Source organism: Methylobacterium sp. 1A (genome assembly GCF_058072805.1).
This window is the reverse complement of the sequence record NZ_JBYQVE010000002.1, coordinates 685595-705772: the sequence shown is the minus strand read 5'-3', so window position 1 is coordinate 705772 and position 20178 is coordinate 685595. Positions and strand designations below refer to the sequence as shown.

Below are 20178 nucleotides of genomic sequence, written 5' to 3'. Positions count from 1 at the left end.
CGGCGCTCAAGACCGGCAGGCGGAGCAACGGGCAGCCCCGAGGGGGGCCAAGGAGGATGACGATGGCGGGGGAACTGTTTGCGACGAACACGCGGCCGGTCGCGCCGCCCGTCTCGGGCGGGGGTAAGCTGACGCTGTTCCTGCTCGCCCTCGTCATCGTCGTCATCGCGGAGGCGATCGGCAACGTCAGCATCCCGGTGGGCGCCGGCAAGATCGTGCTGCTCCCGCTGCTCTGGGCCCTGCTGCTGGGCGGCGCGCTGGGGCTGATGAGCCCGCGCCTGCCCGCGCCGCTGCGGCTGTCGGGCGCCCTGCAGAACGCGGCCGGCGCCTACCTGCAGCCGGCGCTCCTGATCTTCATCGCCAAGCTCGGCCTGCTCGTGGGCGGGTCGCTGCCTAAGATCCTCGCCTCGGGCTGGGCCCTGGCCTTCCAGGAATTCGGCCACTTCTTCGGCACGATGGTGTTCGGCCTGCCGGTGGCGCTCCTGCTCGGCATCAAGCGCGAGGCGATCGGCGCGACCTTCTCGGTCGGCCGCGAGCCCAGCCTCGCCATCATCGGCGAGCGCTACGGCATGGACTCGCCGGAGGGGCGCGGCGTGCTGGCCGAGTACCTGACCGGCACGGTGTTCGGCGCGGTGTTCATCGCCCTGCTGGCCGGGCTGATCACCAGCCTCGGCATCTTCAACCCGCTGGCGCTGGCGATGGGGGCCGGGGTCGGCTCCGGCAGCATGATGGCCGCGGCCTCGGGGGCGATCGCGGCCCAGCAGACGCCCGAGGTCGCCAAGGACGTCGCCACCTTCGCGGCCGCCAGCAACCTCGTGACCACCACGATCGGCACGTACTTCACCCTGTTCCTGTCGCTGCCCTTCACGATCTGGGCCTACGGCAAGCTGGAGCCGATCCTCGGCCGCAACCGGCCGGACGCCGCCCGCCCGGCGGCCGCCGACCCGCAGGCGCCGGCCCATCAGCCGGCCCACGGGGAGGTGCGGATCGGCCTCGGCGAGACCGTGCTCGCCTGGATCCTGATCGGCGCCTACGGGCTCATCGGCAACTGGCTGACCTACGGAATCGTCCCCGACGCGAGCGTCGTGGCCGGGATGGCGATCATCATCGGCACCGTGCTCGCCGGCTGGGGCCTGTACCTGCTCCTCGGCCGGCGCCTGCCCGCCGTCCTCTGGGTGTCGATCATCGGCATGGCGCTGACCTATCCCGGGACGCCCTACGCCGCCGAGATCGCCGCCCTGACCGGCAAGCTCAACTTCCTGGCGCTCGCCACGCCGATCCTGACCTTCGCGGGGCTCTCGGTCGCCAAGGACGTGCCCGCCTTCCGCCGCCTCGGCTGGCGGATCGTCGTGGTCTCGTTCATGGCCAATGCCGGGACCTTCCTCGGCGCGGCCCTCATCGCGCAGTTCTTCATGCACCCGCCGCTGGGGTGAACCGCCGCGCCGATCGGCGTAGGGTCCGGGCGGGGGATCGAGGCGCTTCGGCAGCCTCCCGTATCTGAGAGAGATCGCATGCGCATCGAGGCGGAGACCGTGGAGCGGATGGTCGCGTGGCGGCGCGACCTGCACGCCCATCCCGAGCTGGCCTTCCAGGAGGTCCGCACGGCGGATCTCGTCGCCCGGGAACTGGCCGCCTGCGGCCTGTCGGTGAAGACCGGGCTCGGGCGCACCGGCGTGGTCGGGACCCTGAGCCGGGGCGACGGCCCGACCATCGGCCTGCGCGCCGACATGGACGCCCTGCCGATCCAGGAGGCGACGGGCGCTGCTCACGCCTCCCGGACGCCCGGCGTGATGCATGCCTGCGGCCATGACGGCCACGTGGCGATGCTGCTCGGCGCGGCCCGGCACCTCGCGTCGCGCACCGACTTGTCCGGGACGGTCCACTTCATCTTCCAGCCGGCGGAGGAGTGCGAGGGCGGCGGGCGCGCCATGGTCGAGGACGGCCTGTTCCGGCTGTTCCCGTGCGATTCCGTCTACGGCCTGCACAACTGGCCGGGTTTGCCGCTGGGGACCTTCGCGACCCGGGTCGGCGCCATCATGGCCTCCCTCGACACGTTCGAGATCGCGGTCACCGGGTTCGGTACCCACGCGGCCATGCCGGAGCGCGGCACCGACACGCTGGTGGTCGCCTCTGAGATCGTCCTGGCCCTGCAGACCATCGTGAGCCGCCGGATCGCCCCCACGGACCCGGTCGTGCTCAGCGTCACGCAGATTCACGGCGGCGATGCTTACAACGTCATCCCCGAGCGCGCGGTCATCCGCGGCACGGTCCGCTGCCTGGACGAGGCCGTGCGCAAGCGCGTGGCCGAACTCGTCGAGGCGATCGCGGGCGGGACGGCCGCCACGCACGGCGCCCGCGCGGAGGTGGACTACCGGTTCGGCTACCCCGCCACCGTCAACACCGCCGACGCCGTCGGCACCGCCCTGGAGGCGGCCGGGGCCGTCCCGGACATCACCGCGCGCCGGGGCGAGGTCGGACCCTCCATGGCGTCGGAGGATTTCGCCTACATGCTGGAGGCCTGCCCCGGCGCCTACGCGTGGATCGGGACCGACGGGACGCGCAAGAGCCTGCCGCTCCACAATCCGGGCTACGACTTCAACGACGAGGCCCTGCCGGTCGGCGCCGCCTACTGGGCCGCGCTGGGGGCGCACAGCCTCAGGCAGTGACGCGGCGCGCACCCTGGGAGATCGCCCGCGCCGGAGGCGCGGGCGATCCCGATGGCGGGCGTCAGGCCGCCATCGGCCCGTAGCGCCGGTGACCCTTCACGTCGAAGCGGTCGAGCATCATGACCTTGTCCCAGGCCTTGACGAAGTCCGCCACGAAGCGCCGCTGGCCGTCGCTGCCCGCGTAGGCGTCGGCGATGGACCGGAGCTGCGCGTTCGACCCGAAGACGAGGTCGCTGCGGGTCGCCTCGAACTTCGTCTGCCCGCTCGCGCGGTCCTTGAGCGCGAAGGTCATCCCCTCCGCATCCGCCTTCTCCCAGACCAGATCGACGTCGGTCAGGTTGCGGAAGAAGTCGGTCGTCAGCGCCCCGACCCGGTCGGTCAGGACGCCCCGGCTCGACCCGTCGTGGTTGGCGTTGAGCGCGCGCAGGCCGCCGGTCAGGACGGTCCATTCCGGGGCCGTCAGCGTCAGCAGGTTCGCCTTGTCGAGGAACATCTCCTCCGGCGAGACGCTGCGCGTCATCTGCCCGAAGCCGTCGTCGACGTAGTTGCGGAACCCGTCCACCACCGGCTTCAGCCACTCGAACATCTCGAGGTCGGTGAGCGCCTGGGTCGTGTCCACCCGGCCCGGCGTGAACGGGACCGGCGTCTCGACCCCGGCATCGCGGGCCGCCTTCTCCACGGCGACGCAGCCGCCCAGCACGATCAGATCCGCCAGCGAGATCTTCTTGCCGTCGCTGCGGCCGCCGTTGAAGGTCGCCATCACGCCGCGCAGGGCCTCGACTACGGGCGCGGCCCGCCGGTTGACGGCCCAGTCCTTCTGCGGCGCGAGGGCGAGGCGGCCGCCGTTGGCCCCGCCGCGCTTGTCGCTGTCGCGGTAGGTCGAGGCCGCCGAGAAGGCCGTGAAGGCGAGATCCGAGACCGACAGGCCCGTGCCGGAGATCGCCTGCTTCAGCGCGGCGATCTCCGCCTCGCCGACGAGGTCGTAGTCCCGCTCGGGCAGCGGGTCCTGCCACAGGAGCCCGTCCTCGATCACGACCTCCGGGCCGAGGTAGCGGTGCTTCGGACCCATGTCGCGGTGGGTAAGCTTGTACCACGCCTTGGAGAAGGCCTGGGTGAAGGCGTCGAAGTCGTTGAGGAACTTCTCGCAGACCTTGCGGTAGTCGGGATCGACCTTCAGGGCGATGTCGGACGTCATCATCATCAGCGGGTGCATCTGGCCGGAGACGTGGGCGTCCGGCGTCTTCGGCGCGGCGGGATCCTTCGGCGTCCACTGCAGGGCGCCCGCCGGGCTCTTGGTCTGCTCCCACTCGAACTTGAAGAGGTTCTCCAGGTAGGCGTTGTCCCACTTCGTCGGATCCGGGGTCCAGCTGCCCTCGATGCCGTTGGTCATCGTGTCCTTGCCGGAGCCGGTGCCCTTCGGGTTGTGCCAGCCCAGCCCCATCGCCTCCATCGGCGCCATCTCGGGCGGCGGCCCGATCTCCTTGGCCGGCACCATGCCGTGGCTCTTGCCGAAGGCGTGGCCGCCCGCGATCAGCGCCACGGTCTCCTCGTCGTTCATCGCCATGCGGGTGAAGGTGATCCGGATGTCGCGCGCGGAGGCCAGCGGATCGCCGCTGGCGTAGGGGCCCTCCGGGTTCACGTAGATCAGCGCCTGGTGCGAGGCGGCCAGCGGGTTCTCGAGGTCGTAATCGGCGTCGCCGTTCTTGCCCCGCCAGCGCTTGTCGCGGTTGACCATGTCGTCGAAGCTCGAGACCGAGCCCATCTCGACGACCTCCGGTCCCCAGTAGGTCGCGTCGTCCGCCTCCCAGGCGTCGAGGCGGCCGGCGGCGAAGCCGTAGGTCGGCAGGCCCATGATCTCGAGGGCGCAGTTGCCGGTGAGCACCATGAGGTCGGCCCACGACAGGGCGTTGCCGTACTTGTGCTTGATCGGCTGCAGGAGGCGCCGCGATTTGTCGGTGTTGCCGTTGTCCCACCAGCTCGAGATCGGGGCGAAGCGCTGCATGCCGGTGCCGGCGCCGCCGCGCCCGTCGGCGATCCGGTAGGTGCCGGCCGAGTGCCAGGCCATGCGGATCATCTGCGGGCCGTAATTGCCGTAGTCGGACGGCCACCACTCCACCGACGAGGTCAGGAACTGCTTGATGTCGCGCTTGAGCGCGTCGAAGTCGATCTTGGCAAACTCGGCCGCGTAGTCGAAATCCGGGCCGAGGGGATCGGCCGCCAGCCCGTTCTGGTGGAGCACTTCCACCCGCAGGCGGTGGGGATACCAGTTCTCCAGCGTCGGCCGGTTGCCGTGGGCGCCGCCGATCCGGTCGCCGCCGAACGGACACTGGCCTGCCATGTGAAACGACGTCGTGTCCGTCTTGTCGATCGTCTCGCTCATCGGGTGGTCCCCCTTGGTGTTGCGCGACGGCCGGGCGCGCGGGGCCCGGACGTCGAAGGCGGTGGGCGGTGCAGGCGGTCCGAACCCTCAGGCGATTCCCGTCGCGCTCGAGACTCGTGACGAAATGAGGCGGTCTCCGGCTGGATCAAGCGCGGGGCGTCGAAGTCTTGCCGGGCTTGCGGTGGAGGCTCCCGCAGAGACCGCGATGACGTTGTCGCGATCTGCCCTGTCGCCGCCGTCGCGGAGAGCCGGCATCGACTCGACGTCGACAACGGCCCGCGCCCGGGCATTGCCCTTCGTCTTGGAGCTGTGGGCCGACCGTCATGATGGTCGTCTCGCGGGGGGAGGTCCTGTCCCCGCGCGGACCGATCGAAACGGCCGGCGCCGGTCGACGTCGGTCAGGGCGTGGATCGCGTCCCGGCCGGCGGGGCGCTGATTGACCCGCTCTCGGAGCCGGTGACGACCTTGCGGGCGGCGGCCTGACTCTGGCTGGCGTAGTCGGGCGGCGCGGTCTCACCCTGCCAGATCATCAGGCCGGCCAGGGCGGCGACCATCAACCCCACACTCACGAGGAGCACGACCAGAACCGGCCTGCCGCGCCGACCCTGACGGGTCTCTCGAGACGTACGATATTCGACCATCCGCGCCTCGCTGGACCATGATCCCGGGAAATCCCGGCGGAAACCCGCGGCCCGGCGAATGGGTCCTGTACTGCGACGCTGTGGACCAGGGGATCGGCGCGCGCCGGCACCGCTCCGTCGCCCATTGGCGCCTGCCGCCGATAGTCATACAGTCATACACATGACCGTCGTGACCGCACCCCAGCCCGATCTCCGCTTGCCGCTCTACCAGCGCCTGCGGGACGAGATCGCCTTCCAGATCGCCCGCAACGTCTGGCGGTCGGGCGAACCGATCCCCACGGAGGCGGAACTGGCGGCGACCCACCGCGTCGCCATCGGCACCGTGCGCAAGGCGATCGACGTCCTCGTCGCCGACGGCCTCGTCGAGCGGCAGCAGGGCCGCGGCACCTTCGTTCGGCGGCCGCGCTTCGACCGGTCCCTGTTCCGGTTCTTCCGGCATCTCGGCCCGGACGGCACGCAGGCCGTGCCGGAGGGCCGGATCCTGTCGCGCGAGGCCTGTCCGGCCCCAGCGACCGTCCGCGAGGCCCTCGGCCTGGACGCGCGCGGCGACGCGATCCGGCTGATCCGGACACGCCACCTCCAGGGCCGCCCGATCCTGTCCGAGACGATCTGGCTGCCGGCCGCGCGGTTCGCGCCGCTCCTCGAAGCCCCGCTGACGCAGATCGGCGACCTCCTCTACCCCGCCTACGAGCGTCTCTGCGGCGAGATCGTCGCCCGCGCCGAGGAGACCCTGACCGTCGGCATCGCCGACGCGACCGATGCGGGGCGCCTCGCGATCGCCGACGGAGACCCGGTCGTCGTCATCGAGCGCCTCGCCTACGGCTTCGATGCCCGCCCGATCGAGTGGCGGGTGACGCGCGGCGCTGCCCGGGACTTCCGGTATCACGTCGACATCCGCTGAAAGGCGGGCGCCTTGACGTGCCGGCCCTCGCGTGCTCATCTATTCATATAAATGACTAGTCCTCTTCGGAGGACGGAGGAAAGCCCGTGTTCCGCTGGTACCGAGAGGTCGGTCCGGCCGAGCGTCGCACCTTCTGGGCCTGTCTGGGCGGGTGGTCGCTCGACGCCCTGGACGTGCAGATGTTCAGCCTCGCCATTCCCGCGCTGGTCGCGAGCTTCGGCCTGAGCCGCTCGGAGGCCGGCCTGATCGGCGCGGTCACGCTCGTGGCGGCGGCGATCGGCGGATGGCTCGGCGGCCTCGCGGCGGATCGGATCGGCCGCGTCCGGGCCCTCCAGATCACGGTGCTGTGGTTCGCGGTCGCGACCTTCCTGGCGGCCTTCGCGCAGAGCTTCGCCCAGCTGCTGACCCTGAAGGCGCTGCAGGGGATCGGCTTCGGCGCCGAGTGGGCGGCCGGCGCCGCGCTGATGGCGGAGGCGATCCGGCCCGAGCACCGCGGCCGGGCGCTGGGCGCCGTCCAGGGCGGCTGGGCGCTCGGCTGGGGCGCGGCCGTGCTCCTGTCCACGGCGGCGTTCTCGGTGCTGGATCAGGAGACCGCTTGGCGAGCCCTGTTCGCCTGCGGCCTCGCGCCGGCACTCCTCCTGCTCTACCTCCGCCGCTCCGTCCCCGAGCCGGTCCGGTCCGTGGCAGGGCCGGCGCCGTCACGGGCCGGAGGGCTCGCGATCTTCGCGCCCGGCCTGCGCCGGATCACGGTGCTCGCGACGCTGCTCGGCCTCGGCGCCCACGGGGGCTTCCACGCCCTGTTCACCTGGCTGCCCACCTACCTGAGCGTCGAGCGCGGCGCCTCGGTCCTCGGCACCGGGCTCTACCTCGCCATCATCATCGCGGCCTTCGGTCTGGGCTGCCTCGTCGCCGGCGGCCTCGTGGACCGGCTCGGCCGCCGCCGGACCGTGGCGCTCTACGCCGCCGGCTGCATGGCCCTGGTCGTCCTGTACCTGCTGCTGCCGGTCGGCGGCACGGGCCTGCTCCTCCTCGGGGCGCCCCTCGGCTTCTGCACGGCCGGAATCCCCGCGAGTCTCGCGGCGCTGTTCAGCGAGCTCTTCCCGGACGGGCTGTGCGGGACCGGGATGGGCTTCTGCTACAACGCCGGCCGCCTCGCCTCCGGCCTGCTGCCCCTCGGCGTCGGCCTGCTCAGCGAGATCTGCGGCCTCGGCCCGGCGATCGGCCTGTCGGCCCTCGGCGCCTACGGGCTCGTCCTCCTCGCCGTCGCGCTCCTGCCGGATCGGCAGCCCGGCGGCGCGCTGATCCCCCAGACCGTGAGATGATCCGATGAACCGGCGCCACTTCTGCCGCACCCTGCTCGCGGGCGGCGTCACGCTCGCACTCCCCGCCCGCGGCCGCGCGGCCGGGACCGCCGACGACGGCGTCGCTGCGGTGGACACCCACGCCCACGTCTTCACCCGCTCCCTCACCCTCACGGGCGACCGGCGCTACGCCCCCGACTACGACGCGAGCATCGCCGATTACCGCGCCATGCTGGACCGGAACGGCATGGCGCGCGGCGTGCTGATCCAGCCGAGCTTCCTCGGCACCGACAACGGCTACATGGTCTCGGCCCTGCGCTCCGCGCCGGAGCGGCTGCGCGGCATCGCCGTGCTGGCCCCGGAGGCCGAGACCGCGACCCTGCGCGACCTCGCCGGGCAGGGCGTCGTCGGCCTGCGCCTCAACCTGATCGGCCGGCCGGACCCGGATTTCGCCAGCCCGGTCTGGCGCGCCCACCTCGCGCGCGTCGCGGATCTCGGCTGGCAGATCGAGGTCCAGGCCGAGGCGCGGCGCCTCGCGCGGCTGCTGCCGCCGCTGATCGCGGCGGGCGTCCCCGTGGTGGTCGACCATTTCGGCCGGATCGACCCCGCCCTCGGCATCGCCGATCCGGGCTTCGCCGACCTGCTCGGCTTCGGCCGCGGCGGCCGCGTCTGGGTCAAGCTCTCGGGCGCCTACCGCATCGGCAGCGGCGAGGCCGGCCGGCAGACGGCGGTGCAGGCCGCCGAGCGCCTGCGCGGCGCCTTCGGGGCGCGGCGCCTGCTCTGGGGCAGCGACTGGCCGCACACGCAGTTCGAGACCCAGGCCAGCCCGGCCGAGGCCCGGCGCGACCTCGACGCCTGGGTGCCGGACCCGGCCGAGCGCCGGATCGTCCTGGCCGAGACGCCCGCCGAACTCTTCCGCTTCGACCGCTAGGCCGAGGCGGGCCCGCCCGAATTCCAGCGAGGACAGGACCATGGCAACACCGACCACGCCACACGCGGCGGACGCGGCCGCCTTCGAGAGCCGAACGATGCGGAAGGTCGGCCTGCGCCTGATCCCCTTCCTCGTGCTCTGCTACTTCATCGCCTACGTCGACCGGGTGAATGTCGGCTTCGCGGCGCTGACCATGAACCACGATCTCGGCCTCTCCGCCGCGGCCTTCGGCCTGGGCGGCGGCCTGTTCTTCGTCGCCTACGTCCTGTTCGAGGTGCCGAGCAACCTCGCCATGGAGCGCGTTGGCGCGCGGATCTGGATCGCGCGGATCATGATCACCTGGGGGCTCGTCGGCATCGGCTCGGCCTTCGTCACCGGTCCGCTGAGCTTCGCCACCGCCCGCTTCCTGCTCGGCGCGGCCGAGGCCGGGTTCTTCCCCGGCGTGATCCTGTACCTGACCTACTGGTTCCCCAAGGCCTACCGGGCGCGGATCGTGGCGATGTTCATGGTCGCGATCCCGCTCTCCAGCTTCTTCGGCTCGCCGCTCTCGGCGGCGCTCCTCACCCTCGACGGCGCCGCGTCCCTGCGCGGCTGGCAGTGGCTGCTGATCATGGAGGCGGTCCCGGCCGTCCTGCTCGGCGTCGCCGCCCTCGCGCTGCTGCCGAGCCGGCCGGCCGAGGCGACCTTCCTGAGCCCGGCGGAGCGCGGCTGGCTGACGGACCGGCTGGAGACCGAGCGGCGCGCCGCCGAGGCGAGCGCCGGGCACCACGCCCACGGCCTCGCGGCGGTCTGGGCGGTGCTCGCGAGCCGGCAAGTCTGGCTGCTCGCCGTGATCTACGCGGGCAGCTCGGCCACCAGCAACACGCTGTCGCTGTGGATGCCGCAGATCCTCAAAGGGTTCGGCCTCAGCAACCTGCAGACCGGCCTGCTGAACATGATCCCGTTCGGCATCGCTTCGGTCTTCATGATCGTCTGGGGCCTGCGGGCGGACCGCAGCGGCGAGCGGATCTGGAGCACGGCCCTGCCGCTGGCGCTGACCTCGGTGAGCTTTGCCCTGACGCTCCTGACGGGCTCGCTCTGGATGACGTTGGTCCTGCTCTCGCTGGTCCTGCTCGGCAACTACGCGATCAAGGGCCCGTTCTTCGCCCTCGCCACGGAGACGCTGCCGCCGGCCCAGACGGCCGCCGGCATCGCGGCGATCAACACCCTGGCGCATCTCGGCACCGGGGCGATCACCTCGCTGATCGGGGTGCTGCGCGAGCAGACCGGCAGCTTCCCCGTCGCCCTGCTGCCGCTCTGCGCGCTCACGGGCGTCGGCTGCGCCCTGGTCTTCTGGATCGGCCGGCACCAGCCGCGGGCGGCGACCGTCGGGGCGACCCCGTCGATCGCCCGGGGCTGAGGCGGCGGTCCGTCAGGTCGGCTGGCCGAGGATCCCCAGGATCTCCCGGCGCAGCCGCACGATCTCGGCATCGTCGCGGTGGCGCGGATAGGGCGCCGCGACGGGCAGCTCGGCCCGGATCGCGGCCGGGCGGTCGGAGAGCACGATCACGCGCTCGGCCAGCACCAGCGCCTCCTCGACGTCGTGGGTGACGAGGAGCGCGGTGAAGCGCTTCTCCTGCCAGAGCCGCAGGATCTCGGCCTGCATGGCGAGCCGCGTCAGGGCGTCGAGCTTGCCCAGCGGCTCGTCGAGGAGCAGCAGCCGCGGCGCGTTGACGAGCGCCCGGGCGAGGGCCGCCCGCTGCGCCATGCCGCCGGAGAGCTGGTGCGGGTAGACGTCGGCGAAGCCTGTGAGACCGACGAGCCCCAGCGCCTGGTCGATGAGGGCCGCCCGCGACCGCCCGACGCCGCGGGCCTCCAGCCCCAGGGCGACGTTGCCGCGCACGGTCCGCCACGGATAGAGCGTCGGGTCCTGGAAGACGAGGAGCCGGGACGGGTCCGGCCCCTCGACGAGGTCGCCGTCGACCCGGATCGCGCCCTGGTCGGGCGGCTCCAGGCCGGCGACGAGCCGCAGCAGGGTGGACTTGCCGCAGCCCGAGGGGCCGAGCAGCGCCACGAAGCCGCCGGGCTCCACGTCGAGGCTCACCCGGTCGAGGACCGGCAGCGGCGCCCCGCGGATCGCGAAGGCGTGGCTGACGGCCTCGACCGCCAGGCGGGCCCCGGCGCTCTGGGCGGCGGGGCGTTCGAGGGTCGCGGCGGCTACCATTGCACCAGCCCCTTCTGCCACGCGAGCAGGCGGTCGCGCAGGCGGAACAGCAGCGTGATCAGGGAGGAGCACATCAGCGCCATCACGATCAGCGCCGCGTACATGTTGGCGTAGGCGGCCCAGCCCTGCGCCCACTGGAGGTACCAGCCGAGGCCAGACTTCACGCCGAGCATCTCGGCGACGACCAGCACCGCGAAGGAGCCGCCGAGCCCCATGAACAGCCCGACGAAGACGTGCGGCAGCGCCGCCGGGATCGCCACGCGCAGGATCAGGAAGCCGCGCGAGGCGCCGAGCGTCCGCGCCACGTCGAAATAGGCCTTGTTGACGCCCGCCACCCCCGACCAGGTCAGCACCGTGACCGGGAAGCCGGTCGCCAGCGCCACCAGGAAGGTGCTGGCCGACCACGAGGACGGGAAGACGAAGAAGGCGAGGGGCAGCCACGCCGTGGCCGGCAGCGGCCCGACGAAGCGCAGCACCGGGTGGGCCCAGTAGCCCACCGCCCGGAAGGTGCCGATGGCGACGCCCAGGACGAAGCCGGTCGCCGCCCCGATGGCGTAGCCGCCGGAGAGCAGGATCAGGGAGTTGAGGATGCTGCCGCCGAGCTTCGGCCAGTCGTCGAGGAAGACCTCCAGGATCGCCTGGGGCGAGGGGAAGAACGGCATCGGCAGCAAGGCGAGCTTCGCCGTGACCGCCTCCCAGACCAGCAGCGCCACCGCCAGCACCGAGAGCCAGGGGCTCCAGTACCGTAGCCGCGACCCGAGAGGGCCGAGGCGGGTCGCCAGGGGCGCGAGCGTCAGGAGGGCGAGGCCGAGCGCCGCCGCGGCGGACCCGAGGGCCGCGGTCTCGGGCAGGTCGTCCGCCTCGGGCAGGCCGAGGGTCACGCCGGCCAGGGCGAGCCAGGCGCCCCCCGCGAGGACGATCCGCCAGGGCGGCCGCGGCAGCCTTCGGGACGGGGCGGCGGCCCGCGGGGCGACGCCGGCGGCGATGCTTCCGGACATGGCGCGCCTCAGCTCAGCACGTCGGCGTAGATCCGCTCGGCGAACTTCGCCGTGTCGGTGGACCGCCGCAGGACGTTCACCTGCTTCAGCTCGTCCCCGTAGAGCGCGAGCTGCTGCTTGAGATCGCCGCCGACCGGGCTGTCGCCGTGCTGCTGGCTGCGCAGCATCGCGGCGAGATCCGCGATCGAGCCCTTGCCGCCGTAGCCGGAGAAGGCCCGGGCGGCGGCCTCGGGATCCCGGTGGACGGCGTGGCCGCCCTCCAGGATCGCCCGGGTCAGCGCGCGCGCCACCGCGCGGTCGTTCCGGATCAGGCTGCCGCGGGCGGCCACGACGCAGCAGGTGCGGGTGGCGAACTCGCCCGACAGGTTGGTGGCGACCTCGGTGAAGCGCGGGTCCTTTAGCCAGATCCAGGTCCGCGGGTCGGAATCGGCCAGCGCCTGCGCCTCGCCCTTCTCCACCGCGAGGTTGAGCAGGTCGGCCGGGTACTGCCGCCACTCCACCCCGCTCTCGGGATCGATCCCCGCCTTGGCGAGCAGCAGGCCGAAGAAGTTCTTGGCCGGGCTCGCCTGGTCGCTGATCGCGATCGTCTTGCCCTTCAGCCCGGCGATGTCGGCGATGCCGGAGGATTTGGCACTGAGCAGCCGCAGGCAGCCGCCGTGCAGCCCCGCGGTGATCTTCACGTCGAAGCCCTGTTCCAGGGGCTTGAGCCAGCGCAGGGCCATGCCGATCCCGGCATCGGCCTTGCCCGTGGCGATCGCCTCCAGCAGGGCCTCGGTCGAGCCGCCGAAATTGACGAACTCCACGTCGAGGCCGTGCCGGGCGAAGATCCCCTGCTCCTTGGCGAGCGGCGCGGCCGCCGTGCAGATGGCCGTGGCGTTCCAGGCCAGCTTGACCGTCCGGAGCGGGCCCGCGGGCGCCTCCGCGGCGGCGGGTCGGCAGAGCGGGCCGGGGTCGAACGGCGCCCCCGGTCCGGGTGCCCAGGCGCGGCCGGTGCCCATGCCGAGGCCGAGCGGCAGGGCGGCCGCCGCGGCGCCGACCTGCAGCAGGCGCCGCCGGGAAGGCGATGGATCGGAGGAGGGGCTGCCCGGTCGGGAGGGCGCTTCGGTCATCTCGGGTCTCCGGGCCGCGCGACCGCGCGGCGGGAACGGCGCGCGTCACCGCACCGGTGGCGCGACCGGGCGGATCTGGCGTCCTCGTCTTCGGGAATGATCCGTCGAGGGATCAGGGTGCCGAGTATTCGATCGCTGCGGGACCGAGTCAACGAAAGCGTTTCCTCTATTTTCGCGCGATCGGGTAAGATCATTCACGGATCGGCGCCGTCGCACGGCGCTCAGGCGCCCCGGCTCATCGGCGAGAAGCGTCGCTCGTCTGTCTCTCGATGACGGGATCCCGAACGATGACCGGGAGAACGATCGATTCCTGCCCCCGGGGGGCGGAAACACGTTCTCCTTCGGCGTCCGACGACGCGGCAATATCCTCCTGCCGATCCATGAATATTCGGAACGGCATTCCGTTGACGCGACCAGGGTCTGGGCGGACCATCGCGGCTCCCGGGATGGCGCCGCGCGGCCGCCCGCCGATCACGTCGCCGAACACCCCATGACCGTCGCCGTCCCGCCCCCCGACATCGTCAGCAGCCTCGCCGGACGGCTCGCCGCCCGCGCGGCCGACCACGACCGCGCGGGGACCTTCCCGCACGACTCCCTCGCGGCGCTCCGGGAGGCCGGGCTCCTGGCCGTCACCGTGCCGCGGCGTCTCGGCGGCGGCGGTGCGGGTCTCGCGCGGGCCGCCGCACTGGTGCGCGCGCTCGGCGCCGCCGACCCGGCGACCGCCCTGGTCGTGGCGATGCAGTACCTCCAGCACGGGCTGATCCACCGGCCCGACACCCCGTGGCCGCGCGCGCTCGCCAACGCGGTCGGCGCGGCGGCGGTGGCGCGGGGGGCGCTGATCAACGCCCTGCGGGTCGAGCCCGAACTCGGGACGCCCTCGCGGGGCGGCCTGCCGGCCACGGTGGCCCGCCGCGACGGCGCGGGCTGGCGGATCTCCGGGCACAAGATCTACGCGACCGGGGCGCCGGGGCTCGCCTACGGCCTCGTCTTCGTCCGCACCGACGAGGCGGAGCCCCGCACCGGCACCGTCCTGGTGCCGTTCGACGCGCCGGGCATCCGCATCGCCGAGACCTGGGACCATCTCGGCCTGCGCGCCTCCGGCAGCCACGACGTCCACTTCACGGACGTGCCGATCCCCGGGGACCACGCCGTCGACCTGCGGCCGCCGGGCGGCTGGTCGGGGCCCGATCCCTGGCAGCAGGCCTGGAGCTGCACCCTGCTCGCCGCCCTCTACGACGGCGTGGCCCGGGCGGCGCAGGACTGGTTCACCGGCTTCCTGCGGGCGCGCCGGCCCGGCAGCCTCGGGGCGCCGCTGGCGAGCCTGCCGCGCTTCCACGAGGCGGTCGGCGAGAACGAGCGGCTGCTCGCCGTCAACGCGCGCCTCGTCGCCGGGCTCGCCGCCGAGGTCGATGCGGGACATCCCCCGCCGCCGCGCGAGTCCGGCTTCGTGAAGCTCACCGCCACGGAGAACGCCGTCGCGGCGGTCCAGCGCGCCGCGGAGCTGTCCGGCAACGCCGGCCTGTCCCGGGCGAACCCGCTGGAGCGGCACCTGCGCGACGTCCTGTGCGCGCGCATCCACTGGCCGCAAGGGGACGCCGTCCGCGCCGCCGCCGGCAGGGCCGCCCTCGGCGCCTGAACCCGCCCTCGACCCGGAGATCGCACCATGAGCCTGCTTCCCCCCGATGCCGTCGAGTTCATCGGCTTCGTCGCCCCCCGCCACACCTCCGAGATCCACCCGGCGGCGGGGCCGTCCATCGACCGCGACTACCTGAAGCTCCTGGCGCAGGCGCACGAATGGGGCGGGTTCGACCGGGTGCTGGTGGCCTTCCACGCGACCACGCCGGACGCGCTCCTGCTCGCCGGGCAGGTCGCCGCCGTGACCGAGCGGCTGGGACTGATGATCGCCCACCGCACCGGATTCACGGCGCCCACCGTGGCGGCGCGGCAATTCGCGACCCTCGACCAGCTCACCGGCGGCCGGGTCGCGATCCACGTGATCAGCGGCGGCGACGACCGGGAACTCGCCCAGGACGGCGACCACCTCACCAAGGACGCGCGCTACGCCCGCACCCGGGAGTTCCTCGACATCGTCCGGCAGAGCTGGACCGCCGCGGAGCCGTTCGACTACGCGGGCGATCACTACCGGGTGGAGCGCGGCTTCTCCGAGGTGAAGCCGGTCAACGCGATCCCGGTCTATTTCGGCGGCGCCTCGCCGGCGGCGCTGGCGGTGGCCGGCCGCCACGCCGACACCTACGCCCTCTGGGGCGAGACCCACGCGCAGGTCGCCGAGCTGATCGGCCGGGTGCGGGCGGCGGCCGCGGCCCACGGGCGGGCGCCGCGCTTCAGCCTGTCGGTCCGGCCGATCCTCGCCGAGACCGAGGCGCGGGCCTGGGAGCGCGCCGAGGACATCCTGGCCCGGACCCGGGCCGTCCGGGCCGCCAAGGGCCTCGGCCCGGCGGCGACGCCGCAGAACGAGGGCTCGAGACGACTCCTCGCGGCGGCGGCCGCGGGGCCGCGCCACGACAAGCGCCTGTTCACCGCCATCGCGGCCGAGACCGGCGCGGCGGGCAACTCGACCGCCCTGGTCGGCACCCCCGAGCAGGTCGCCGACGCCCTGCTCGACTATCACGACCTGGGCGTGCGGACCTTCCTGATCCGCGGCTTCGACCCGCTGGAGGACGCGCTCCAGTACGGCCGGGCGCTGCTGCCCGCCGTCCGGGACGCCCTCGGGCGCCGCGGCGCCGCCGAGGCCGCCTGATGCGCGCCGTCATCCTCGCCCTCCTGGCGCTCCTGGCGGTCCGGCCGGCGCACGCGCAGGAGGTGCTGCGGGTCGGCGACCAGCGCGGCAACGCCCGCGCGCTGATGGAGGCGGCCGGCGTGCTCGACGGGCTGCCCTACCGGCTCGACTGGAGCGAGTTCCCGGCGGCCGCGCCCCTGCTCGAGGCGCTGAACGCCGGCGCGATCGACGCGGGCGGCGTCGGCGACGCGCCCTTCACCTTCGCGGCGGCCGCCGGGGTGCCGGTGAAGGCGTTCCTGGCCTTCCGCAACCGGCAGGACGGGCTGGCGATCCTGGTGCTCAAGGAATCGCCCCTCCGCACCGTGGCGGACCTGAAGGGCAAGCGCGTCGCGACGAACCGCGGCTCGATCGGCCATCAAGTGGTCCTGGCGGCGCTGGAGGAGGCGGGCCTGCCCGCCGACAGCGTGACCTTCAGCTTCCTGCCGCCGGCCGACGCCAAGATCGCGCTGGCTTCCAGGGCGGTCGACGCCTGGGCGACCTGGGAGCCCTACACCTCCACGGCGGAGCTCGCCGGCCTCGTCCGGGTGATCCGCGACGGCAACGGCATCACCCCGGGCCTGACCTTCGCGGTGGCGAGCGACGACGCGATCCGGACCAAGCGGGCGCTGCTCGCCGATTTCGGCGCGCGCCTCGCCCGCGCCCGGGCCTGGGCCCTGAAGGATCCGGCGCCCTACGCGTCCGTCTGGTCGAAGCTCATCGGCCTGCCGGAGGCGGTGCCGCTGCGCTGGTTCGGCCGCGCGGCCTACCGGGCCGTCCCGATCGACGCGTCCGTGATCGCCGACGAGCAGCGCAACATCGATCTCTACGTCCGCGCCGGGCTGATCCCGAAGGCCCGCGCGCCGCGGGCCGAGGCGATCCTCGACACGAGCGTCTCGCAAACCGCCGCCGCCGTGCAATGATGGCGCGGGAGGACCCGACATGCACGACCACGGCGACGACCACGGCCACAGCCACGATCATGGCCACGCCCACGATCACGCCCACGATCACGGGGCGTCCGAGCGCTGGAAGCACGACGGCGTTCGGGTGATCCCCGGCGACCGGCTCGACGCCAACACCGCGCAGACGCCCGGCATGTACCGGCAGGCCGCGATCAACGCCGCCCGGGTCGGCGCCCAGAAGATCTGGGCCGGCACGGTGGCGATCCAGCCCGACGCCAAGACCGGCGTGCACCATCACGGCGAACTGGAGAGCGTGATCTACGTGGTCTCGGGCCGCGCCCGGATGCGCTGGGGCGACAGGCTCGAATACGTCGCCGAGGCCGGGCCGGGCGACTTCATCTTCGTGCCGCCCTTCGTGCCGCACCAGGAGATCAACGCCTCGACCGACGAGCCGCTGCACTGCGTGCTGGTGCGCTCCGACAACGAGGCGGTGGTGGTCAACCTGCCCGACGTCGAGGCCGCCGAGGCGCCCGAGACGGTGTACTGGGTCGACCCGATCCACAAGCATCCGTGAGAGACCGGAGACGGCAGCGATGAGCCGGGACCGCCAGCTGCATCTCGGCGCCTTCATGCGCCCAGTCGGCATCCACACCGCGTGGTGGCGCTATCCGGGCGGCTATCCGGACGCGAACTTCAACTTCGAGCACCTGGCGCACTTCGCCCGGCGGCTGGAGGCCGCGAAATTCGACGCGTTCTTCATGGCCGACCACCTCGCGGTGATGAACATGCCGGTGGCGGCGCTCCGCCGCTCGGCCACCGTGACGTCGTACGACCCGCTGACCCTGCTGCCGGCGCTCGCCGTGCTCACCGAGCGGATCGGCCTGATCGCCACCGCGTCGACAACCTACAACGAGCCCTACCACGTCGCCCGCAAGTTCGCCTCGCTCGACCACATCTCGAGGGGGCGGGCCGGCTGGAACCTCGTCACCTCCGGCAACCCGGACGAGGCCCTGAACTTCGGCCGCGACGCGCATCTGGAGCACGCCACCCGCTACGCCCGGGCGCGCGAGTTCTTCGACGTGGTGACCGGCCTGTGGGATTCCTTCGCCGACGACGCCTTCACGATGGATCCGGAGAGCGGCCTGTTCTTCGACCCGGCGAAGATGCGCGTCCTCGACCACCGCGGCGAATTCCTGAAGGTGAAGGGGCCGCTCAACGTCGCCCGGCCGGTGCAGGGCTGGCCGGTGATCGTCCAGGCCGGCGCCTCCGAGGCCGGCAAGCAGATCGCCGCCGAGACCGCCGAGATGGTGTTCGGCGCGGCCTCGACACTGGAGGCGGCGCGGACCTTCTACGCCGACGTGAAGGGGCGGATGCCGGCGGCGGGGCGCGACCCGGACCAGCTCAAGATCCTGCCCGGCTGCTTCATCGTCCTGGGCGAGACGGAGGACGAGGCGCAGGCCAAGAAGGCGCGCCTCGACGACCTCGTCCATCCCGACAGCGGCCTCGCCAACCTCTCGGTCCGGCTCGGCGTCGACGCGACGGGCTTCGACCTCGACGCGCCGCTCCCGGAGCTCCCCGAGAGCAACGCCAGCAAGAGCGGGCAGGCCCAGATCGTCGACTACGCCCGGCGCACCGGCGCGACCGTGCGGGAACTCGCCCGCAAGGTCGGCGGCTACGGCGGCCTGCAGATGGTCGGCACGCCCGCGCAGGTGGCCGACCGGATGGAGGAGTGGCTGGAGACCCGCGCCTGCGACGGCTTCAACGTGATGTTCCCGTTCGTGCCCGAGGGTCTCGACGACGTGGTCGACCGGCTGGTGCCGGAGCTGCAGCGGCGCGGGCTGTTCCGCCGGGACTACGCGGGGACGACGCTGCGCGACCATCTCGGCCTCGCGCGGCCGGCCAACCGCTTCTTCCCGCCCGACGCCCCGGCTCGGCCAGGGGGCTGATCGACCCGCCGCGCGGGCCGGCGCGGTCCCGCGCCGTCGGGGTGCGTGGCGGATCATGCGAACGGCGCGAACCTCCGGTCGTGTCGCGCGGTTATTCTCGGATCGTCGCGCGCCGATGGGAGGGGATCGTGCCCGAGGCTGTTCCGCCCCTGTCCGGGTGCCGCGTCCTCGTCGTCGAGGACGAGTATCTCATCGCGAGCGAGGTCAAGCGCTGGTTGCACAGCGCCGGGGCCGAGGTGATCGGCCCGGTCCCGCGCGCGGATCTCGCCCTGGACCTGATCGCCGAGCAGACGCCCCACGCCGCGGTGCTCGACGTGAATCTGGGCGACGGGAACAGCGTCTATCCGGTCGCCGAGCGTCTCGGCGTCCTCGGCGTGCCGCACCTGTTCGCCACCGGCGACGTGCGGGTCACCGGCGCCCCGGCCGAGGCGAGCCGGCCCATCCTGGAGAAGCCCTTCGTGGCGGCGGAGCTGGTCCGGGCCGTGACCAGGCTCGTCGCGGCCGCCTGAGGCCGCCGCGCCGCCTCAGAGAGGGCCCGGCCCGGGATGCGGGCCCATGCGCCGGCGGTCGTGCTCGATGGCGAAGACGTGGGCGTAGAGGTTCGCGACCCAGCCCCGCCCCTCGACCGTGAGGTCGAGGAACCGGATCGCGTCCCCGATCACGGGCTCGATCTTGCCCCAGAAGAACGACGGGTAGCGCTCCGCGAGGTCGGCCGGGCTGTCGTAGCCGAGTTCCGCGTTGACGCCGATCTCGGCGAATTCGTGGAACAGGGCGTTCAATTTGCGCGGGTAGAGCGGGTCGCCGAGCTGACCGATCAGGTCGGCCGCCCGCAGCAGCCCGGCCTCGGTCCCGGTCTCGCGATGGGAATCGTCCTCGGGGACCGGGAAGCGGGTCAGCTCGATCGCCCGGATGACCCGGGACGCGTCGACGAGATCGTGCGTGCCGAAGCGCTCCTGCACGGCCAGCTTCGAGCGCTCCACGTGGTAGGGTGCCAGCGCCGCGTCAGAGGCGCCCCGGGGCAGGCTGACGGTCGTGCCCTGCGCGTCGATGACGAAGGCCTGCAGCCGGTCTCCGGCGCAGACGCCGCGCACGTAGCCGATGTCGTGGTAGAGGGCGGCCAGGATCATGTGCAGCCAGTCCTCGGGCGTGATGCCCTGCTGCAGGAAGCGGCCGCGGAGGATGTCCTGGGCGACCAGGGTGACGAGGGCCGTGTGGTCGCCGTCATGGTAGAGGGCGTCGCTCCCGACGATCCGCTCGATCGTCAGGCGCGCCGCGGCCTCGATGATCTCGGCGTAGCGCGGCTCCCGGCTGCCGAAGGTCCGCTGGTAGGTCAGGGCCAGGTGCTCGCCGAGGGCGTCGGCGAGCATCTTGGTCGCGTCGAACATGGGATCCTCGCCGTCAGCTGCGTCGGGCGGCGCCGCGCC

General features: G+C 72.9%; 18 protein-coding genes. 12 read left to right on the top strand and 6 right to left on the bottom strand.

Features of this window, described 5'->3' with window-relative positions:
* Positions 1-62: 62 nt before the first annotated feature.
* Both ACX9MN_RS23660 and ACX9MN_RS23655 read left to right on the top strand, forming a co-directional pair.
* The gene (locus tag ACX9MN_RS23660; protein WP_447714991.1) at positions 63-1433 is read left to right on the top strand and encodes a DUF3100 domain-containing protein; all 1371 of its coding nucleotides are present in this window, start codon (positions 63-65) and stop codon (positions 1431-1433) included.
* A gap of 78 nt (positions 1434-1511) precedes the next feature.
* Positions 1512-2666, top strand: coding sequence for a M20 aminoacylase family protein (locus ACX9MN_RS23655; protein ID WP_489725611.1), 1155 nt, complete (start codon positions 1512-1514; stop codon positions 2664-2666).
* 61 nt (positions 2667-2727) lie between these two features.
* Here the strand turns inward: ACX9MN_RS23655 and katG are convergent, their stop codons facing one another.
* Positions 2728-5046 carry a catalase/peroxidase HPI gene (gene katG, locus ACX9MN_RS23650; protein WP_489725610.1) on the bottom strand — a complete coding sequence of 773 codons (2319 nt, stop codon included), beginning with the start codon at positions 5044-5046 and terminating at the stop codon, positions 2728-2730.
* 398 nt (positions 5047-5444) lie between these two features.
* Positions 5445-5624: a hypothetical protein gene (locus ACX9MN_RS23645; protein ID WP_234081819.1), complete on the bottom strand. Its 180-nt coding sequence runs from the start codon at positions 5622-5624 to the stop codon at positions 5445-5447.
* Between the two features lie 223 nt (positions 5625-5847).
* On the opposite strand from ACX9MN_RS23645, the gene ACX9MN_RS23640 reads away from it, so the two are divergent.
* From ACX9MN_RS23640 to ACX9MN_RS23625, 4 genes are all read left to right on the top strand, one after another.
* Positions 5848-6588, top strand: coding sequence for a GntR family transcriptional regulator (locus tag ACX9MN_RS23640; protein ID WP_331300162.1), 741 nt, complete (start codon positions 5848-5850; stop codon positions 6586-6588).
* Positions 6589-6674: 86 nt separating this feature from the next.
* Positions 6675-7910 carry an MFS transporter gene (locus ACX9MN_RS23635; protein ID WP_489725609.1) on the top strand — a complete coding sequence of 412 codons (1236 nt, stop codon included), beginning with the start codon at positions 6675-6677 and terminating at the stop codon, positions 7908-7910.
* Positions 7911-7914: 4 nt separating this feature from the next.
* Positions 7915-8820, top strand: a complete 906-nt coding sequence (locus ACX9MN_RS23630) for an amidohydrolase family protein (RefSeq protein WP_489725608.1) — start codon at positions 7915-7917, stop codon at positions 8818-8820.
* Positions 8821-8860: 40 nt separating this feature from the next.
* Positions 8861-10219 carry an MFS transporter gene (locus ACX9MN_RS23625; protein WP_056522792.1) on the top strand — a complete coding sequence of 453 codons (1359 nt, stop codon included), beginning with the start codon at positions 8861-8863 and terminating at the stop codon, positions 10217-10219.
* Positions 10220-10231: 12 nt separating this feature from the next.
* On the opposite strand, the gene ACX9MN_RS23620 is transcribed toward ACX9MN_RS23625, so the two are convergent.
* From ACX9MN_RS23620 to ACX9MN_RS23610, 3 genes are read right to left on the bottom strand one after another with little or no spacing between them, the layout of a single operon-like run.
* Positions 10232-11023: an ABC transporter ATP-binding protein gene (locus ACX9MN_RS23620; protein WP_489725607.1), complete on the bottom strand. Its 792-nt coding sequence runs from the start codon at positions 11021-11023 to the stop codon at positions 10232-10234.
* A complete protein-coding gene (locus ACX9MN_RS23615) occupies positions 11017-12021 on the bottom strand; it encodes an ABC transporter permease (protein WP_489725606.1) in 1005 nt (334 codons plus the stop codon). The genes ACX9MN_RS23620 and ACX9MN_RS23615 overlap by 7 nt, the downstream gene beginning before the upstream one ends.
* 8 nt (positions 12022-12029) lie before the next feature.
* On the bottom strand, positions 12030-13130 hold the full coding sequence (locus ACX9MN_RS23610; RefSeq protein ID WP_331303481.1) for an ABC transporter substrate-binding protein: 1101 nt from the start codon (positions 13128-13130) through the stop codon (positions 12030-12032).
* Between the two features lie 490 nt (positions 13131-13620).
* Between ACX9MN_RS23610 and ACX9MN_RS23605 the strand changes: the two genes are divergently transcribed.
* The 6 genes from ACX9MN_RS23605 to ACX9MN_RS23580 all read left to right on the top strand — a co-directional run bounded on the left by ACX9MN_RS23605 (position 13621) and on the right by ACX9MN_RS23580 (position 19263).
* Complete coding sequence (locus ACX9MN_RS23605) at positions 13621-14766, top strand: acyl-CoA dehydrogenase family protein (protein WP_489725605.1); 1146 nt, start codon at positions 13621-13623, stop codon at positions 14764-14766.
* A 27-nt stretch (positions 14767-14793) separates the two neighbouring features.
* Positions 14794-15888 (top strand): LLM class flavin-dependent oxidoreductase, encoded by a 1095-nt coding sequence (locus ACX9MN_RS23600; protein WP_132368542.1) that lies wholly within the window; start codon positions 14794-14796, stop codon positions 15886-15888.
* Entirely contained in the window at positions 15888-16826 is a 939-nt protein-coding gene (locus ACX9MN_RS23595; protein WP_489725604.1) for an ABC transporter substrate-binding protein, read from the top strand. The genes ACX9MN_RS23600 and ACX9MN_RS23595 overlap by 1 nt, the downstream gene beginning before the upstream one ends.
* A gap of 19 nt (positions 16827-16845) precedes the next feature.
* Positions 16846-17382, top strand: coding sequence for a cupin domain-containing protein (locus tag ACX9MN_RS23590; RefSeq protein ID WP_489725603.1), 537 nt, complete (start codon positions 16846-16848; stop codon positions 17380-17382).
* Between the two features lie 19 nt (positions 17383-17401).
* Positions 17402-18754, top strand: a complete 1353-nt coding sequence (locus ACX9MN_RS23585; protein WP_489725602.1) for an LLM class flavin-dependent oxidoreductase — start codon at positions 17402-17404, stop codon at positions 18752-18754.
* Between the two features lie 128 nt (positions 18755-18882).
* Positions 18883-19263, top strand: a complete 381-nt coding sequence (locus ACX9MN_RS23580) for a response regulator (protein WP_489725601.1) — start codon at positions 18883-18885, stop codon at positions 19261-19263.
* Positions 19264-19278: 15 nt separating this feature from the next.
* Here ACX9MN_RS23580 and ACX9MN_RS23575 read toward each other — a convergent pair whose 3' ends face one another.
* Positions 19279-20139 (bottom strand): hypothetical protein, encoded by an 861-nt coding sequence (locus ACX9MN_RS23575; RefSeq protein WP_020091038.1) that lies wholly within the window; start codon positions 20137-20139, stop codon positions 19279-19281.
* Positions 20140-20178 lie beyond the last annotated feature (39 nt).